The following is a 14,310-nucleotide window of genomic DNA, read 5'->3' as shown; positions in this document are numbered from 1 at the left end:
CCCGCATTCCCTTTCCGCAGGAGGCACCGATGACACGACCTCTCCCGCGCGCGGCGGCGGCGCTCACGCTCGCCCTCGCGCTCACCGCGACCTCGGCCCTGGCCGGTCATGCCGCCGTGGAGGAGGTGAAGCCCATCGCGCCCGTCACCGCCGAGGACGGCCGCTACATCGTGCTGTTCGCGGAGGACGCGCTCGCGACGTACGACGGCGGTGTCCCCGGGATCGAGGCGACCAAGCCGGCGAAGGGCAACAAGCTCGACGCTCACACCAAGAACGCGCAGAAGTACATCGAGCACCTCGAGAAGAAGCAGCAGCAGGTCGCCGACGAGATCGGTGTCACGCCCGACACCACCTACCAGGTGACGGCCAACGGCTTCGCCGCGGAGCTGACGGCCGAGCAGGTCGCGACCCTGCGCGCCGACAAGACCGTGCTGGGCGTCTTCCCCGACGAGATCCGCACGGTCGATGCGGTGCCGTCGACCGAGTTCCTCGGCCTGGGATCGGCCGACGGCAGCGGCGGCGTGTGGGAGGCCACGGGCGGCGTCGAGACTGCGGGCGAGGGCATCGTGGTCGGGGTGGTCGACACCGGCATCGCTCCCGAGAACCCCTCGTTCGCCGGCGAGAAGCTCAAGAAGCAGAAGCAGACCCCCGCGGGTGAGCCGTACACGACCGGAACCGAGATCGTGTTCCCCAAGGCCGACGGCGGCGAGTTCCGCAGCACGATCGTGACCGGCGAGGAGTGGGACAAGCACGACTACTCCACCAAGATCATCGGCGCGCAGTGGTTCGGCGAGGGCTTCGAGGCCGTGACCGACGACGACTACCTCTCGCCGCGCGACGGCGACGGCCACGGCTCGCACACCGCGAGCACGGCCGCCGGCAACTTCGGCGTGGACGCGACCGTCTCGGGCGTGGACTTCGGCGCCATCACGGGCGTGGCCCCGGCGGCGAAGATCGCCGCCTACAAGGCGTGCTGGAACGGGCCCGACCCGTCGACCACCGATGACGACGGCTGCGCGCTCAGCGACCTCACCGCGGCGATCGATACCGCGGTGCGCGACGGCGTCGACGTGATCAACTACTCCATCGGCGGCGGCTCGGCCACGACCGTGCTCAGCCCCGAGGACATCTCGTTCTACAACGCGGCCGCGGCCGGCGTGTTCGTCGCCGTGAGCGCCGGCAACTCCGGTCCCGGTGCCGCCACCGCCGATCACGCCTCGCCGTGGTACACCACGGTGGCCGCGTCGACGATCCCCACGTGGGAGGGCACGGTCGAGCTGGGCGACGGGTTCACCGCCCCCGGCGTGACCGTCTCGGTGCCGGACGGACAGACCGTCACGGGCGACGTGGTGTACGCGGGCGACATCCCCGCCGCCGGTGCCGCGGCCTCCGACGCCGCCCTGTGCCTGCTCGGCAGCGTCGACGACGCGGCCGCGGCCGGCAAGATCGTCATCTGCGACCGCGGCAGCAACGCGCGCGTGGAGAAGTCGCAGGAGGTCGCCGAGTCCGGCGGCATCGGCGCGATCCTGACGAACGTCGCCCCCGGCGAGTCGCTCGACAACGACTTCCACTCGGTGCCGACCGTGCACGTCGCCGCCGAGTACCGCGCGGCGATCGTCGCCTACTCCCGCGACGCCGCCGCACCGGTGGCGACGCTGCACAGCGACAACATCACCGACGTCGTCACGCCCACCCCGCAGGTGGCCGGCTTCTCGAGCCGCGGCCCGATGAACGCCGAGACCAACGACGTCATCAAGCCGGACGTCTCGGCGCCCGGTGTCGCGATCCTCGCCGCCACGACCAACGGCAGCAAGGAGGCCCCCACGTGGGGCATCCTCTCGGGCACCTCGATGGCGTCGCCGCATGTCGCCGGTCTCGGCGCCCTCTACCTGGGCGAGCACCCGACGATGGCGCCGGCCGACATCAAATCGGCGCTGATGACGACCGCGTACGACACCGTGAACGGCGACGGCTCGCCGAACACCGATCCGTTCGCGCAGGGCGCCGGGCACGTCGACCCGACCAAGATGTTCGAGCCGTCGCTGGTCTACAGCAGCGGCCCGATCGACTGGGCCGGGTACCTGCAGGGCCTCGGCCTGGCGAACTTCGGACTCCCGGAGGAGGACCTCGTCGCGCCGAGCGACCTGAACCTCGCCTCCATCGGCATCGGCTCGCTGTCGGCGCCCGAGACGATCACCCGCACGATCACCGCGACCGAGGCCGGCACCTACACCGCCACCGCCGAGGTCCCGGGCATCGACGTCACCGTCGAGCCGTCGACCGTGACCCTCGCCGACGGCGAGAGCGCGACGTTCACGGTCACCTTCGCCAAGGCCGACGCCCCCGCGGAGCAGTGGACGACCGGGTTCCTCACCTGGACGGGCGGCACGAACGACGTCCGCTCGCCGATCGCGGTCTACCCGGTCACGGCCACGGCTCCGGCCGAGGTCACCGGCACGGGCACCGAGGGATCGCTCGAGGTGGGCATCACCTCGGGCGTGACCGGCGACCTCGCGCTGCACACCGCGGGCCTGGCCAAGGCCGAGCGCCTGATCGACGGCGACGAGACCACCGGCGCGGCCGAGGACGGTCACTCGTACGCGCTCGTGACCGTGCCGGAGGGCGCCGACCTGGCGCGCTTCGTGCAGGACTCGTCGGACGACGCCGCCTCGGACCTCGACCTGTTCGTGTACCGGGTGGTGAGCGACACCGACTGGCGCTACTACGAGATGTGGCAGTCGGCCACCGGATCGGCCGATGAGGAGGTCGTGCTCACGGCCCCGACGGCCGGCACGTACCTCGTCGAGGCGCACGTCTACGCGTACGAGGACCCGTTCACGTGGACGCTCGATGCCGCCGTCGCCTCGCCGGGCGAGGGCCTCGAGGCCGCGCCGAACCCGCTGCCCGTCGTCAACGGCCAGGACGCGACGTTCAACGTGAGCTGGAGCGGCCTGGAGCCGGGCGCGACATACTACGGCTCGGTCCGCTACGGCGACTCGTCGATCCGCACCCTGGTGACGGTCACGGCCGAGTAACCACCGCGCGAGGGGCCGTCCGGGATCTCCCGGGCGGCCCCTTCCGACGCCCTACGGTCGGGAGGCCGCGGCGCGCACCCGGAGGTCGCGGGCGAGGTGGTCGCGCTGCTCGATCACGATGCGGCGCAGCGACGCCGGCGCGTGGGCGTGCGCCTCGAGCCAGGCGTCGGCGGCGTCGGTGGAGTCGGATGCCGGGAACATCCCGGCCACGAGGCGGCGGGCGATCTCGATCGATCGCGTGCGCCAGGTGGGCAGGATCCGCTCGAAGTACTCCGCGTCGAAGCCCGCGATGAGGTCGCGGCGGCCGCCGGCGCGGAAGCCGGCGATCGTCGCGCCGAGGTGATCGTTGCTGAGGGTCGCGTCGTCCCACGCCGCGCGCCAGGCGGCGGCGCGGACGTCGGCGTCGGGCCGGGCCGCCAGCGCCTCGATGGCCGCCGTGCGGCCCGACATCGTGTCGTCGCGGCGCCGCTCGGCCTCGATGGCGTCGGCGTCGACGGCCCCCGACGCCGCGAGGCCCTGCATCCACGCCCAGCGCAGATCGGGGTCAAGCCGGAGGCCCTCGGGCGCGGGAGCGTCGCCGCCGAGGATCGCCCGCAGCTCGGCGGCGCGCCCGTCGGCGTACGCGGCGGCGTGGCCGACGGCGCGCGCCCAGGCCAGCTGCGCGTCGCTGCCCGGCGTCGCGTCGATCATCGCCCGCCAGGCCGTCTCCAGCCACGCGGCGCGGGCGCCGGCGAGCTCGTGCTCCGGCAGGTAATGGTTCACCGTGTAGGCGGCGTTCGCGATCGCGCCCGCGAGGAGGGCCGCGTTCGTCTCGCGCGGGGCGTGGCGGGCGACGATCGCGAGGTAGCGCTGCGGCGACAGCTCGGCGTCGCGCGTGGCGTTCCACAGCTGCGACCAGACGAGGCCGCGGGCGAGGGTGTCGCCCAGCCCGCTCAGCGCCTCCTCCACGGTGGCGAGCGACCGGGCGTCCAGCCGGGCCTTCGCGTAGGTGAGGTCGCCGTCGTTGATCAGGGTGAGGTCGGCGCCCCGCAGATCGACCGGCGTCCGCGCGGCCGCGATGTCGAGCTCGACCGACTCGCGGCGCTCCAGGCGGCCCTCGGTCAGATCGAACAGGCCCACGCGCAGGCGGTGGGGGCGCGGATCGGTCTGCACGAGCGCGCCGTCCTCGAGCGAGAGCGTCGACATGCCGGTGGTCTCGAGCCACGCGCGCGACCATGCCCGCACGTCCCGGCCCGAGGCCTCCCCCAGCGCCGCGAGCAGGTCGTCGAGCGTGGTGTTGCCGAACGCGTGCGCCCGGAAGTACGCCCGCGCCCCGGCGAAGAACGCCTCCTCGCCCACGAACGCGACGAGCTGCTTGAGCACCGAGGCGCCCTTGGCGTAGGTGATCCCGTCGAAATTGAGCTTCGCGGCCTCGAGATCCGGGATGTCGGCGACGATCGGGTGGGTCGTCGGCAGCTGATCCTGCTGGTACGCCCAGGCCTTGCGGCGGTTCGCGAACGACGCCCACGCGTCGGCGAAGCGCGTCGCGGCGACCGAGGCGTGCGATCCCATGTAGTCGGCGAACGACTCCTTGAGCCACAGATCGTCCCACCAGCGCATCGTCACGAGGTCGCCGAACCACATGTGCGCCATCTCGTGCAGGATCGTGTTGGCCCGCGCCTCGCGCTGCGCGTCGGTGGCGGCGCCGCGGAACACGTACGCCTCGGTGAAGGTCACGAGCCCGGGGTTCTCCATCGCGCCGAGGTTGTACTCCGGCACGAAGATCTGGTCGTACTTTCCCCACGGGTACGGGTACCCGAACGCGTCGGTGAAGAAGTCCAGGCCCTGCCGGGTGATCTCGAGAATCTCGTCGGCGTCGAGGTGCTCGGCCAGCGACGCGCGGCACAGCACGCCGAGCGGCACGGTCTGGTCGCCGCGGGTCCACTCCCCCTCCGCGCGGTGGTACGGGCCCGCGGCGATGGCCGTGATGTACGACGAGATCGGCAGCGTCTCGTGGAAGAGCGGGTACTGCGCGTCGTCGCTGGTGTGGTGCGCGATCGACTGGTTCGACAGCACGATCCACTCCCGCGGGGCCGCGACGCTGAACTGCCACCGCGCCTTCATGTCGGGCTGCTCGAACACCGGCATGAGCCGCCGCGAATCGGCCGGCTCGAACTGCGTGTAGAGATACGTCTCGCCGTCGGCCGGGTCGACGAAGCGGTGCAGCCCCTCGCCCGAGCGGCTGTAGGCGCCGACCGCGCGCACCTGCACGACATTGCGGCGCCCGGGCTCCAGGCCCGTGATCCGCACGCGCGCGCCGTCCCAGTCCACCGGGATGTCCGCGCCGTTCACCGTGACCGCCACGACGTCCTCGCCGAGGAAGTCGACCCACGTCTCGGGCGTCGCCGCCTCGAGGAAGAACGTGCTCGCGGTCGGGAAGCCCGAGCGCTCCGGGTCCTTCGCCTCGGTCAGATCGAGCGAGACGTGCACCTCGTGGAGCGTGATCGAGGCGGCGCGGGCGGCGGTCTCCTCGCGCGTCAGGTTGGCGGAGGCGTTCGGATCGGTCATGCCTCCATCGTCTCAGGTGATCCGCGCCGCTCCGGCGGGGGTAAGTTCCGTTCCGAGCCGAGGGGTATCGCCCGAGAGACGACCAGATCGCGCGAATCGCCCTCGCGTCGGGCGAATGCCCTCGGCTCGGACATGCCAGCGCGGAGCGACCCGAGGGATCGCTCCGCGCTGTGGGGATCAGTACGCGACGGTGAAGCGCTGGCGGCGGTGCGCCGGCTCCTGGATCTCGTCCACGAGGGCCGTCGCGAAGTCGGCGCCCGAGACGAACGACTCACCCGCCTCGTCGACGAGCAGCACGTCGCCGCCCACGCGGTAGGTGCCGCGCGGCTCGCCCGGCGCGAACGAGCCGAAGCCCGCCGCGGGGCTGACGTAGAACCAGTCCAGCCCGCTGTCGTCGGCGCGCAGCGCGTCGAGCATACGGCCGGCCTCCTGCGCCTCGGGCAGGATCGCCGCGGGGAAGTCGGGGCCGTCCATCACGCGCGGGCCACCCTCGGACACGAGCAGCGAACCGGCGCCGCCGATCACGCCCAGGCGCACCCCGGCCTCGGCCGCGAGCGCGGCGAGCTGCGCGACGGCGCCCTCGACGCGACCCTCCATGTCGCCGCGCGGGGCGGCGCACACGATCACGACATCGGCGTCGGCGACGATCGCGCGCGCGGCCTCGGCGTCGGTGAAGTCGGCCTCGCGGTACTCGACACCGGGCGCGGGCGTCTCGGGCAGCGTGCGGCTGTACGAGATCACCTCGTGACCTCGGTCCGCGGCGGTGCGGACGATGTGGCCGCCGGCGTAGCCGGTGCCTCCGATGACGGCGATGCGGGTCATGTGGTGCTCTCCATTCACTGGTGGGTGGTCCGCTCGATGGACATCACGAGGATCACGCGATCCGGCGAGTCCTTCGGCGGGGTCTGGCTCGGGTTGCCGTAGCGGTTCTGCAGCCGCACGTAGAACGCACCCTCGGGATCGGGCACGACGTCGACGAGACGGCCGGCGACCTCGAGGTACTGCAGCGGGTTGTCGGGATCGGTGATCGACAGCGACATCGAGGGGTTGTGCTGCAGGTTGCGGTACTTCTGCCGGAACGTGGTGTGCGTGAAGCGCACGTGCTCCCCGTCGAACTCGAACCACATCGGGTTCACCTGGACGGTGTCGTTCGGCCGGATCGTGCCGAGGTGGCCGTAGAGCGGGAGCTCGAGCAGGCGGCGGTAGGCGTCGGGGACGCGGTCGAGAGCGGTCATGCCCTCATGCAACCACGTCTCGCGCGCGCGTGTTCCCGAAAACTGGACGCGGCGACGGGAGTCGAACCCGCCACGCACCCGGTTATGAGCCGGTGCCCGGGACCGCCCGGACCGCCGCGAGGCCCTTTCACGCTAACCCGGGCCGGCGACGCTTCCGCCGATGTGACGAACCTTGACCTCAGCGGTGCTGCGGCTGCGTGGGGTCGAGCACGCCGGCGGCGACGTCGAAGGCGTGGAAGGTGCGATCGCGGTACACGAGCGGCGGCGCGGGCGGGCCGATCACGATGTCGAGGACCTCGGCGACGACGAGCGACGAGTCGGCCACGCGCAGCGTGTCGATGATGCGGCAGCGCAGCCGGGCGCGCGCGTCGGGCAGCACGGGGCGCCCCTCCGCGTCCCACTCCCAGCCCTGCGCGGCGGTGAAGCGCTCCTCGCCCGAGCGCGAGAACGCCAGCGCCGTGGCGGCGTGCTGGGCGCCGAGCAGATGGATCGACAGCTCCGGGGCGGCGAGGATGCCGCCGGCCGAGCCCGTCGCGCGCGTCACCGAGAACGACACCGCGGGCGGATCCGCGGCCACCGAGGCGAGGCTCGACGCCGTCAGCCCCACGGGGCCGCGCGGGGTCAGCGCCGTCAGCAGGGTGACGGCCGCCGGGTGCTCGCGGAAGACCGCCTTGAAGCGATCGCCCAGCTCGACGCTCATCGGGACATCTCGTTCGTGCGCATACATCGACCGTACGTCCTCGCGCGCGGGTCGGGGCGCGCCGGGGCCCCGCGTGACTCAGTGTGACGTCGCGGGAGCCAGGTCGTCGGTGGCCGGCCCCTCGATCACGCGGCCGTCCGGCGCGAAGCGCGAGCCGTGCAGCGGGCAGTCCCACGTGCGCTCGGCGGTGTTCCACCGCACGATGCCGCCGAGGTGCGTGCACACCGCCGACACGGCGCAGATGCGCCCGTTCACCCGCGCCTCCGCGACCATGTCGCCGTCGCGGCGCTCCACGCGCGCCTCGGCGCCGTCGTCGTCCGGCGCGACCCAGCCGCGCACGAGGTTTCCCGCCACCGAGGCGTTCAGCCCCACCGCGTCGACGACATCGCGCAGGCCGATGCGGTGCTCGCGCAGCCGCGCCGCCCAGTCCGGCTCGTCGTCGTCGAGGACCCCCGCGATCGCGAGCCCGGAGGCGACCGCGTTGGTCATCCCCCACTTGGCGAACCCCGTCGCGGCGAGGATCCTCTCGTCGGTGCCGGGCACGGGCCCGGCGTGCGGCAGCGCCGAGGTGGTGCGGTAGTCCTGCGCGGCCCACCACGTGATCCGCCAGGCGCGCGGGTAGATCTCGGTCACCCAGCGGTCGAGGGCGTCGAGACGCTCGCGCGTGTCGTCGTCGCGCCCCGGCGTGAACGGGTCGCCGGCGACGACGAGCACCGGCTCGCCGTCGAGCCCGCGCGCCGACCGCAGCGAGCGCGGCACGGGATCGACCGAGAGGTGCATCGCGCGGGGCGGGCGCACCGCGTCCGGAAGCCGGTACGCGGCCGCGAACTCTCGCGAGACCGACAGTCGCGACGACATGCGGCCGCGGTCGAGGATCGGCGTGCCCGTGGCGAGCACGAGGCGGTGCGCGCGGATCTCGCCGCGGTCGGTGCGCACCCGCACGCCGTCGTCGTCGACCTCCGCATCGCGGACCCGGCATCGCTCGACGACGATGCCGCCCGCCCGCCGCAGGCGCGCGGTGAGCGCCGCGAGCGCCAGGATGGGGTGCAGCTGGTCCTGGTCGGGCAGCCGCAGCGCGGCCGCGACCTCGAAGGGCAGGCCGAGCCGCTCGGCGACGTGCCGTTCGGCCTCGACCCCGGCGGCGTCGAGCGCCTCGGCCTCGCGCTCGAGCGCCTCCACGCCGTCGTCGGTCGTGGCGTAGGTGACGGCGTCGCGCCGCTCGATCGCCCCGGGCGCGCCGGCGAGGCGCTCGCGCATCCACTCCTGGGCCGCGGCATTGCCCGCGCGGTAGGCGCGCAGCACCTCGTCGCCGGCGTGCTGCCGGATGGTGCCGTACACGGTGCCCTGCAGCAGGCTCAGCTTGCCGGTCGTGCCGCCCGTGGTGCGCGCGCCGAGGCGCTCGGCCTCGAGCACGACGACCCGGCGTCCCCGCTCGGCGAGCGCGAGCGCGGTGGCGATGCCGGCCAGTCCCCCGCCGGCGACGACGACCTCGCTCTCGCGCGGCGGCTCGGCATCGACGGGGATCGGCGGGGCGGTCGCGTGCCAGAGGGATCGTGCGTCGCTCATGCCCCGATCCTGCGCCACGTCCGGCGCCGCGGCCTCCCCCTTGTCGCGGTCGGTGGGTGCGTGATAGCGCCGCCGGGGCGGGCTACAACGGGCGCGCGGAGGAATCAACCCCCTGCCGTGCCGGCCGCGCCCGGCGCCACGCTGAGGGGGCACGAACCGACACCTGGAAGGGGACGTTGCCATGACGAATGCAGCTGACGAGGGGCGCGAGCGGGCGGCCGCCGTGGAGGACCCGCTCGAGAACTTCACCGAGAACGACACGTCGGTCACGCAGGACCCGGCCGCCGACCCCGCGCAGCGCGAATGGGACGGCGATCTCGACCCCGAGGTGACCGGGACGGGTGCCGACCCGGCGGAGATCCCCGACGAGGGGGACGAGGTCCCCTTCGACGACCTCCCCGGCTCGGAGGAGCAGCCGGAATCGCAGGGCGAGGATCCCGCGCTCATCGACCTCGGCGACGAGGGACAGGGTGACGTCTCGCCCGAGGATCGATGAGACGCGGAGCCATCATGCGCGAGGAGATCCCCGCGGGCGGCAGCGGCGCCGACACCGGTGCCGCCGCCGCTCCGCGCATCACGCCCGACGATCGCGCGCCCGTCCAGAACGTGGGCAGCCAGAACGACATCCCCGGCGTCGGAACCCGCGAGGGCGACGGCTCGATGCGCACGCGAGACCGCGAGGTCGGCGGCACCCCGGCGGCCCGCCCCGTGAACAGCATCCAGCGCCCGCGTCGCTCGGCGCGGGCCGACGCGCGCGACGAGCGCCGCGGTGGAAAGGCCGTGTGGTGGCTCGTTCCCGCGGGACTGCTCGGCGTGGTGTGCATCGCGCTGTTCGCGGCATCGATCGCGGACGTGGGCTGGATCGCGTGGGCCGGCATCGTCGCCGAGGTGGTGCTGTTCGCCGCCCTCGTCGCCGTCGCGCTGGCCCTGCCGCTCGGGCATCGGCGCAGCGTGCTGTTCGCATCGCTGCTGGGAGCGATGGCGGTGGTCGGCGTGGGCATCATGCTCACGATCTACGCGTTGGCGACCACCGGATGACGGCGGCCGCCATTCCCCGGCTGCGGGGCGACAGCACGATCGGGTTCCTGGCCGACGGGTACGCCTTCGGCGCGCGCCGCTTCGAGCGGCTCGGCTCCGACGCCTTCCGGGCGCGCCTGGGCGGCATGCCCGCGACGCTCGTGCGGGGCGTCGACGGCGCCCGGTTCTTCGCCGAGGGCGAGCGCTTCACCCGCGTCGGCGCGCTGCCGCCGTCGGTGCTGCACTCGCTGCAGGACGTCGGCAGCGTGCAGCAGCTGTCGGGCGCGGCCCACCACGCGCGCAAGGGCCTCTTCCTCGACGTGCTCGACGAGCCGGGGCGCGCGCGGCTGGTCGAGGCGCTGCGCGAGGACTGGGGGGCCGCGCTGCCCACGTGGCAGGCGAGCGACACCGTGCAGCTGCATCGCGCCGTCGCCGGCGTGCTCACGCGGGCCGTGTGCCGCTGGGCCGATCTGCCGCTGAACCAGCGCACGGCCCGCGCCCGGACGATCGAGTTCCTCGCCATGCTCGACGGCGCCGGGGGGTTCGGGCCGCGCAACTGGTGGGGCCGCTGGCGCCGTCGCCGCACCGAGCGCTGGGCGCGCGGGCTCATCCGCGACGGCCGCCGGCGCGGCGCGCACGGGGTGGTCGCGCGGCTGCTGGACCACCGCGACGCGGACGGGAGCGGCCTGAGCGACGAGGTCGCCGCCATCGAGCTGATCAACCTGCTGCGCCCCACGGTGGCCGCGGGGCGGTTCGTCGTCTTCGCCGCGCTCGCCCTGCACCGCCACCCCGAATGGGCCGAGCGATTCCGCGCCGGGGAGGAGCGGCACCTGCGCGGGTTCGTGCAGGAGGTGCGGCGGACGGCGCCCTTCTTCCCGCTCGTCGCGGGACGCGCCGTGCGGGAGCTGGAGTGGCGCGGCGAGCGCTTCGCTCCCGGCGAGATGGTGGCGCTCGACATCTTCGCCACCCATCGCGACCCGGCCGTCTGGTCCGATCCGCTCGCGTTCCGGCCCGAGCGGCACGAGGCGGGCGGCCCCGCGGCCCGCGGCGCCGATGCACTCATCGCCCAGGGCGCGGGAGACTACGCGACCGGACACCGCTGCCCCGGCGAGCCGCTGACGATCGAGCTGCTCGAGGAGACCGTGCGGCTGCTCACCCGCCGCATGACCTACGACGTGCCGCCGCAGGATCTCGGGGTCGACCTGCGGCGGTTCCCCACCCTGCCCCGATCCGGGTTCGTGATGAGCCGCGTGCGGATCACCTGACCGAGGCGAGAGAACCGAGGAAGCGCGATGAGAGCTCTGACGTGGAAGGGACGCCGCAGGGTGTCCGTGGAGGAGGTGCCGGATCCGCGCATCGAGGAGCCGACCGATGCGATCGTGCGGATCACGTCGACGGCGATCTGCGGGTCCGACCTGCACCTGTACGAGCTGATGGGCCCCTACCTGGACCGCGGCGACATCCTGGGCCACGAGGCCATGGGCGTCGTCGAGGAGGTGGGGTCGGCGATCACGTCGCTGCGCGTGGGGCAGCGGGTGGTGGTGCCGTTCAACATCGCCTGCGGGCACTGCTGGATGTGCCGGCACGGGCTGCAGTCGCAGTGCGAGACGACGCAGGTGACGGAGCAGGGCACGGGCGCGGCGCTGTTCGGCTACACCAAGCTGTACGGGCAAGTGCCCGGCGGCCAGGCGGAGCTGCTGCGCGTGCCGCTGGCGGACTACAACACCATCCCCGTCGGCGTGGAGCTGCCGGACGAGCGCTACCTGTTCCTCAGCGACGTGCTGCCCACCGCGCTGCAGGGCGTGCAGTACGCGCACGTGCCGGACGGCGGCACGCTCGTCGTGCTCGGCCTGGGGGCCGTGGGGCAGTTCGCCTCGCGCATCGCCCGCCACCAGGGCCTCGAGGTGCTCGCGGTCGATCCCGTGCACGAGCGGCGGGAGATGGCCCGGCGGCACGGCGTGGCCGTGTGCGCCCCCGAGCAGGTCGCCGAGCGCGTGCGGGAGCTGACCGGCGGGCGCGGCGCCGACGCGGTCGTCGACGCGGTGGGGCTGGAGGCGCACGGGAACCCGATGGTCCACGCCGCGCACCTGGCGCTGGGCTCGCTGCCCGGCGCGATCAGCCGGCCCGTCATGGATCACATGGGCCTGGATCGGACGGCGGCGCTCCTGTCGGCGATCGACCTGGTCCGCCGCGGCGGCACCGTCTCGATCAGCGGCGTCTACGCCGGCGAGGCCGATCCCCTGCCGATGAAGACCATGTTCGACAAGCAGCTCACCCTCCGCATGGGGCAGTGCAACGTCAAGCGGTGGGTGCCGCAGCTCGTCGAGCTCGTGGAGGACCCCGCCGATCCGCTCGGCACCACCGACCTGACGACGCATCGCGTGCCGCTCTCGGAGGCGCCCGACATGTACCGGATCTTCCAGCGGAAGGAGGACGGATGCATCAAGGTCGTGCTCGATCCGTCGCTGTGACGACGCGGAGGGGATCCGCATGACGGGCGACGTCCTGGCGCTGGAGGCGTTCGCGCGCCCGCCGATCCGCTCGCTCGAGGAGCTCGAGCGGCTCGTGCGCGAGCGCCCGGGACTGCACGTGCGCTACTCCGAGGGCCCGTCCTCCGATCGGGGCGGCGGCAGCATCGACACCGAGAGCGGGCTCGAGCTGCCGGGGCTGTCGGTGAACCCGCTCGATCCGGAGCCGTGGTGGACGCGCCCGGTGGCCGACTGGCTCGCGCGGCAGCTGTGCCAGTACCGCCACCTCGCCGAGTCGAACCCCGAGCGGTTCGCCTGGGTGCTGGAGGGCCGCGTGGTCGCGCGCGGTCCGGACTGCGAGCCGCTGCTGGCCGACGCCGTGCCGGTGGCGCGCCTGGCCGAGGAGCTGCTGGCCGAGGCCGACGCCCGCTACCGGTCGGAGTTCGACGCGGGCCGGGGTCCCGAGGGCTGAGTCAGGCGAGCGGGGCGCGGACGGGGAGGTCCTGCCCCTCCAGGATCACCTGGGCGGCCGATCCGGTGGCGGTGTTCACGACCACGGGGGCCAGCAGGTTCACGTGCACGCCGTCGGCGCCCGGGTTGGCCACGACGAGCACGAGGGCGTCGTCGGCCGAGGTGAGCGAGATCGCGTCGGCCTGCTCGTCGGTCAGCACCGGCGCGTAGTCCGCCACGACGCCGCGCGGATCCACGAGGTACATGCGCAGCTCGGGCTGCGCCGCCGCGCGGAGGGAGAACAGCCCGTCGGCGCCGTCGACGGGCGCGAGCTCGAAGTCGGTGTGCGGGTCGAGGCCGGGCGGCGGGGCGACGAACGAGACGGCCGCGCTCACGACAGGAAGTCCATGAGCGTCGGCTGCAGCACGCGGCTCGTCACCTGCAGCGCGGAGCGGTAGACGAGCTCCTGCGCCTGCAGCTGCACGAGGATCTCGACGGAGTCGACGTCCTCCACCGCGGAGCGGCGCGTCTCGAGCGACACGGACTCGTCCAGCGTGGCCTCCTGCGTTCGCTCGATCTGGGCCTGACGTGCGCCGATGGCGCCCTGGGCACTGAGCATAGCCGTCATGCGCTCGTCGATCTGGTCGAGCCGGGCGCCGACGTTCACGCCGCCGCGCAGGTCGGCGACGATGTCGTCGATGAGCGCGAACACCGACTGATCGCCCTCGCCGAACACCGCGGCGCCGTCCGCATCGACGCGCACCGACACCCCGTCGGCGATGCGGCGCGTGACCTCCGCGCCGGGCACGCCGTTGTGCGTGTAGTCGGGCTCGAACGCCCGGCCGGCGTCGGAGGTGCCGGCGAACACCGATCGGCCCAGCAGGCTCGTGTTCGCGCGGGCGAGCAGCTCGTCGCGCAGCCCCTCGAGCTCGACCGCGATGGCCTCCTTCGCCGTCGCGTCCATCGACACGTCGTTGGCGCCCTGCACGGTGAGCACGCGCACGCGCTGCAGCAGCGTGGTGCTCTCGCTGATCGCCGAGTCAGCGGTGGCCACCCACGCGATGGCGTCGTCGATGTTGCGCGCGTGCTGCTGGTTGCGGTCCTGCGCGGCGTGCACCGCGAGCGTGGTGGCGGCGGCCGACGGGTTGTCGGACGGCGCGAGGAAGGCGCGCTGCGAGGTCGCCTGCTCCTGGAGGCGCGCGAGGGCGCTGAGGTTGGACTGCAGGTTGCGCAGCGACGCCTGGGACATCGTCTGCGCGGTCACGCGGGAGATCATCGGGGGCCCTTTCCGG

13 protein-coding genes and 1 tRNA gene are annotated in these 14,310 nt (G+C 73.6%); 6 read left to right on the top strand and 8 right to left on the bottom strand.

The genetic code is table 11. The features are described 5' to 3' along the window. Window positions 1–29 precede the first annotated feature (29 nt). Window positions 30–3,035, top strand: a complete 3,006-nt coding sequence (locus E3O41_RS05065) for a S8 family serine peptidase (RefSeq protein ID WP_135012122.1) — start codon at window positions 30–32, stop codon at window positions 3,033–3,035. Between the two features lie 51 nt (window positions 3,036–3,086). Here the strand turns inward: E3O41_RS05065 and pepN are convergent, their stop codons facing one another. The 6 genes from pepN to E3O41_RS05040 all read right to left on the bottom strand — a co-directional run bounded on the left by pepN (window position 3,087) and on the right by E3O41_RS05040 (window position 9,083). Beyond that, the gene (gene pepN / locus E3O41_RS05060) at window positions 3,087–5,582 is read right to left on the bottom strand and encodes an aminopeptidase N (RefSeq protein ID WP_067027988.1); all 2,496 of its coding nucleotides are present in this window, start codon (window positions 5,580–5,582) and stop codon (window positions 3,087–3,089) included. Between the two features lie 177 nt (window positions 5,583–5,759). Next, entirely contained in the window at window positions 5,760–6,404 is a 645-nt protein-coding gene (locus E3O41_RS05055; RefSeq protein ID WP_067027989.1) for an NAD(P)-dependent oxidoreductase, read from the bottom strand. A gap of 14 nt (window positions 6,405–6,418) precedes the next feature. Next, window positions 6,419–6,817, bottom strand: a complete 399-nt coding sequence (locus tag E3O41_RS05050) for a PPOX class F420-dependent oxidoreductase (RefSeq protein WP_067027991.1) — start codon at window positions 6,815–6,817, stop codon at window positions 6,419–6,421. Between the two features lie 43 nt (window positions 6,818–6,860). After that, a tRNA-Met gene (locus E3O41_RS14110) sits at window positions 6,861–6,936 on the bottom strand. 59 nt (window positions 6,937–6,995) lie between these two features. Further along, window positions 6,996–7,517 carry a flavin reductase family protein gene (locus tag E3O41_RS05045; RefSeq protein WP_067027993.1) on the bottom strand — a complete coding sequence of 174 codons (522 nt, stop codon included), beginning with the start codon at window positions 7,515–7,517 and terminating at the stop codon, window positions 6,996–6,998. A 78-nt stretch (window positions 7,518–7,595) separates the two neighbouring features. Then, window positions 7,596–9,083 carry an FAD-dependent oxidoreductase gene (locus E3O41_RS05040; protein WP_067027995.1) on the bottom strand — a complete coding sequence of 496 codons (1,488 nt, stop codon included), beginning with the start codon at window positions 9,081–9,083 and terminating at the stop codon, window positions 7,596–7,598. Window positions 9,084–9,264: 181 nt separating this feature from the next. Between E3O41_RS05040 and E3O41_RS05035 the strand changes: the two genes are divergently transcribed. Genes E3O41_RS05035 through E3O41_RS05015 form a run of 5 tightly spaced genes read left to right on the top strand, consistent with a single transcriptional unit; the run spans window position 9,265 to window position 13,040 of the window. Next, the gene (locus E3O41_RS05035; protein ID WP_067027997.1) at window positions 9,265–9,579 is read left to right on the top strand and encodes a hypothetical protein; all 315 of its coding nucleotides are present in this window, start codon (window positions 9,265–9,267) and stop codon (window positions 9,577–9,579) included. Further along, window positions 9,576–10,121, top strand: a complete 546-nt coding sequence (locus tag E3O41_RS05030; protein WP_135012120.1) for a hypothetical protein — start codon at window positions 9,576–9,578, stop codon at window positions 10,119–10,121. The genes E3O41_RS05035 and E3O41_RS05030 overlap by 4 nt, the downstream gene beginning before the upstream one ends. Further along, window positions 10,118–11,365: a cytochrome P450 gene (locus E3O41_RS05025; protein WP_067028001.1), complete on the top strand. Its 1,248-nt coding sequence runs from the start codon at window positions 10,118–10,120 to the stop codon at window positions 11,363–11,365. The genes E3O41_RS05030 and E3O41_RS05025 overlap by 4 nt, the downstream gene beginning before the upstream one ends. Window positions 11,366–11,392: 27 nt before the next feature. After that, window positions 11,393–12,571 (top strand): zinc-dependent alcohol dehydrogenase, encoded by a 1,179-nt coding sequence (locus E3O41_RS05020; protein WP_135012118.1) that lies wholly within the window; start codon window positions 11,393–11,395, stop codon window positions 12,569–12,571. A 19-nt stretch (window positions 12,572–12,590) separates the two neighbouring features. Further along, a complete protein-coding gene (locus E3O41_RS05015) occupies window positions 12,591–13,040 on the top strand; it encodes a DUF6098 family protein (protein WP_135012116.1) in 450 nt (149 codons plus the stop codon). 1 nt (window position 13,041) lies between these two features. Here E3O41_RS05015 and E3O41_RS05010 read toward each other — a convergent pair whose 3' ends face one another. Together E3O41_RS05010 and flgL are read right to left on the bottom strand one after the other, a co-directional pair. Next, window positions 13,042–13,413 carry a flagellar assembly protein FliW gene (locus E3O41_RS05010; RefSeq protein ID WP_135012114.1) on the bottom strand — a complete coding sequence of 124 codons (372 nt, stop codon included), beginning with the start codon at window positions 13,411–13,413 and terminating at the stop codon, window positions 13,042–13,044. After that, entirely contained in the window at window positions 13,410–14,282 is an 873-nt protein-coding gene (gene flgL / locus E3O41_RS05005; RefSeq protein ID WP_244927270.1) for a flagellar hook-associated protein FlgL, read from the bottom strand. The genes E3O41_RS05010 and flgL overlap by 4 nt, the downstream gene beginning before the upstream one ends. Window positions 14,283–14,310 lie beyond the last annotated feature (28 nt).

Source organism: Microbacterium sediminis (genome assembly GCF_004564075.1).
Classification (GTDB): domain Bacteria; phylum Actinomycetota; class Actinomycetes; order Actinomycetales; family Microbacteriaceae; genus Microbacterium; species Microbacterium sediminis.
Note: the sequence above shows the minus strand (reverse complement) of the source record. Positions and strands in the feature narration are given on the sequence as shown.

Bases quoted from the DNA above. Each gene is read 5' to 3' on its own strand.
- E3O41_RS05065 (WP_135012122.1), top strand. From the start codon at position 30: ATGACACGACCTCTCCCGCGCGCGGCGGCGGCGCTCACGCTCGCCCTC.
- pepN (WP_067027988.1), bottom strand. From the start codon at position 5,582: ATGACCGATCCGAACGCCTCCGCCAACCTGACGCGCGAGGAGACCGCC.
- E3O41_RS05055 (WP_067027989.1), bottom strand. From the start codon at position 6,404: ATGACCCGCATCGCCGTCATCGGAGGCACCGGCTACGCCGGCGGCCAC.
- E3O41_RS05050 (WP_067027991.1), bottom strand. From the start codon at position 6,817: ATGACCGCTCTCGACCGCGTCCCCGACGCCTACCGCCGCCTGCTCGAG.
- E3O41_RS05045 (WP_067027993.1), bottom strand. From the start codon at position 7,517: ATGAGCGTCGAGCTGGGCGATCGCTTCAAGGCGGTCTTCCGCGAGCAC.
- E3O41_RS05040 (WP_067027995.1), bottom strand. From the start codon at position 9,083: ATGAGCGACGCACGATCCCTCTGGCACGCGACCGCCCCGCCGATCCCC.
- E3O41_RS05035 (WP_067027997.1), top strand. From the start codon at position 9,265: ATGACGAATGCAGCTGACGAGGGGCGCGAGCGGGCGGCCGCCGTGGAG.
- E3O41_RS05030 (WP_135012120.1), top strand. From the start codon at position 9,576: ATGAGACGCGGAGCCATCATGCGCGAGGAGATCCCCGCGGGCGGCAGC.
- E3O41_RS05025 (WP_067028001.1), top strand. From the start codon at position 10,118: ATGACGGCGGCCGCCATTCCCCGGCTGCGGGGCGACAGCACGATCGGG.
- E3O41_RS05020 (WP_135012118.1), top strand. From the start codon at position 11,393: ATGAGAGCTCTGACGTGGAAGGGACGCCGCAGGGTGTCCGTGGAGGAG.
- E3O41_RS05015 (WP_135012116.1), top strand. From the start codon at position 12,591: ATGACGGGCGACGTCCTGGCGCTGGAGGCGTTCGCGCGCCCGCCGATC.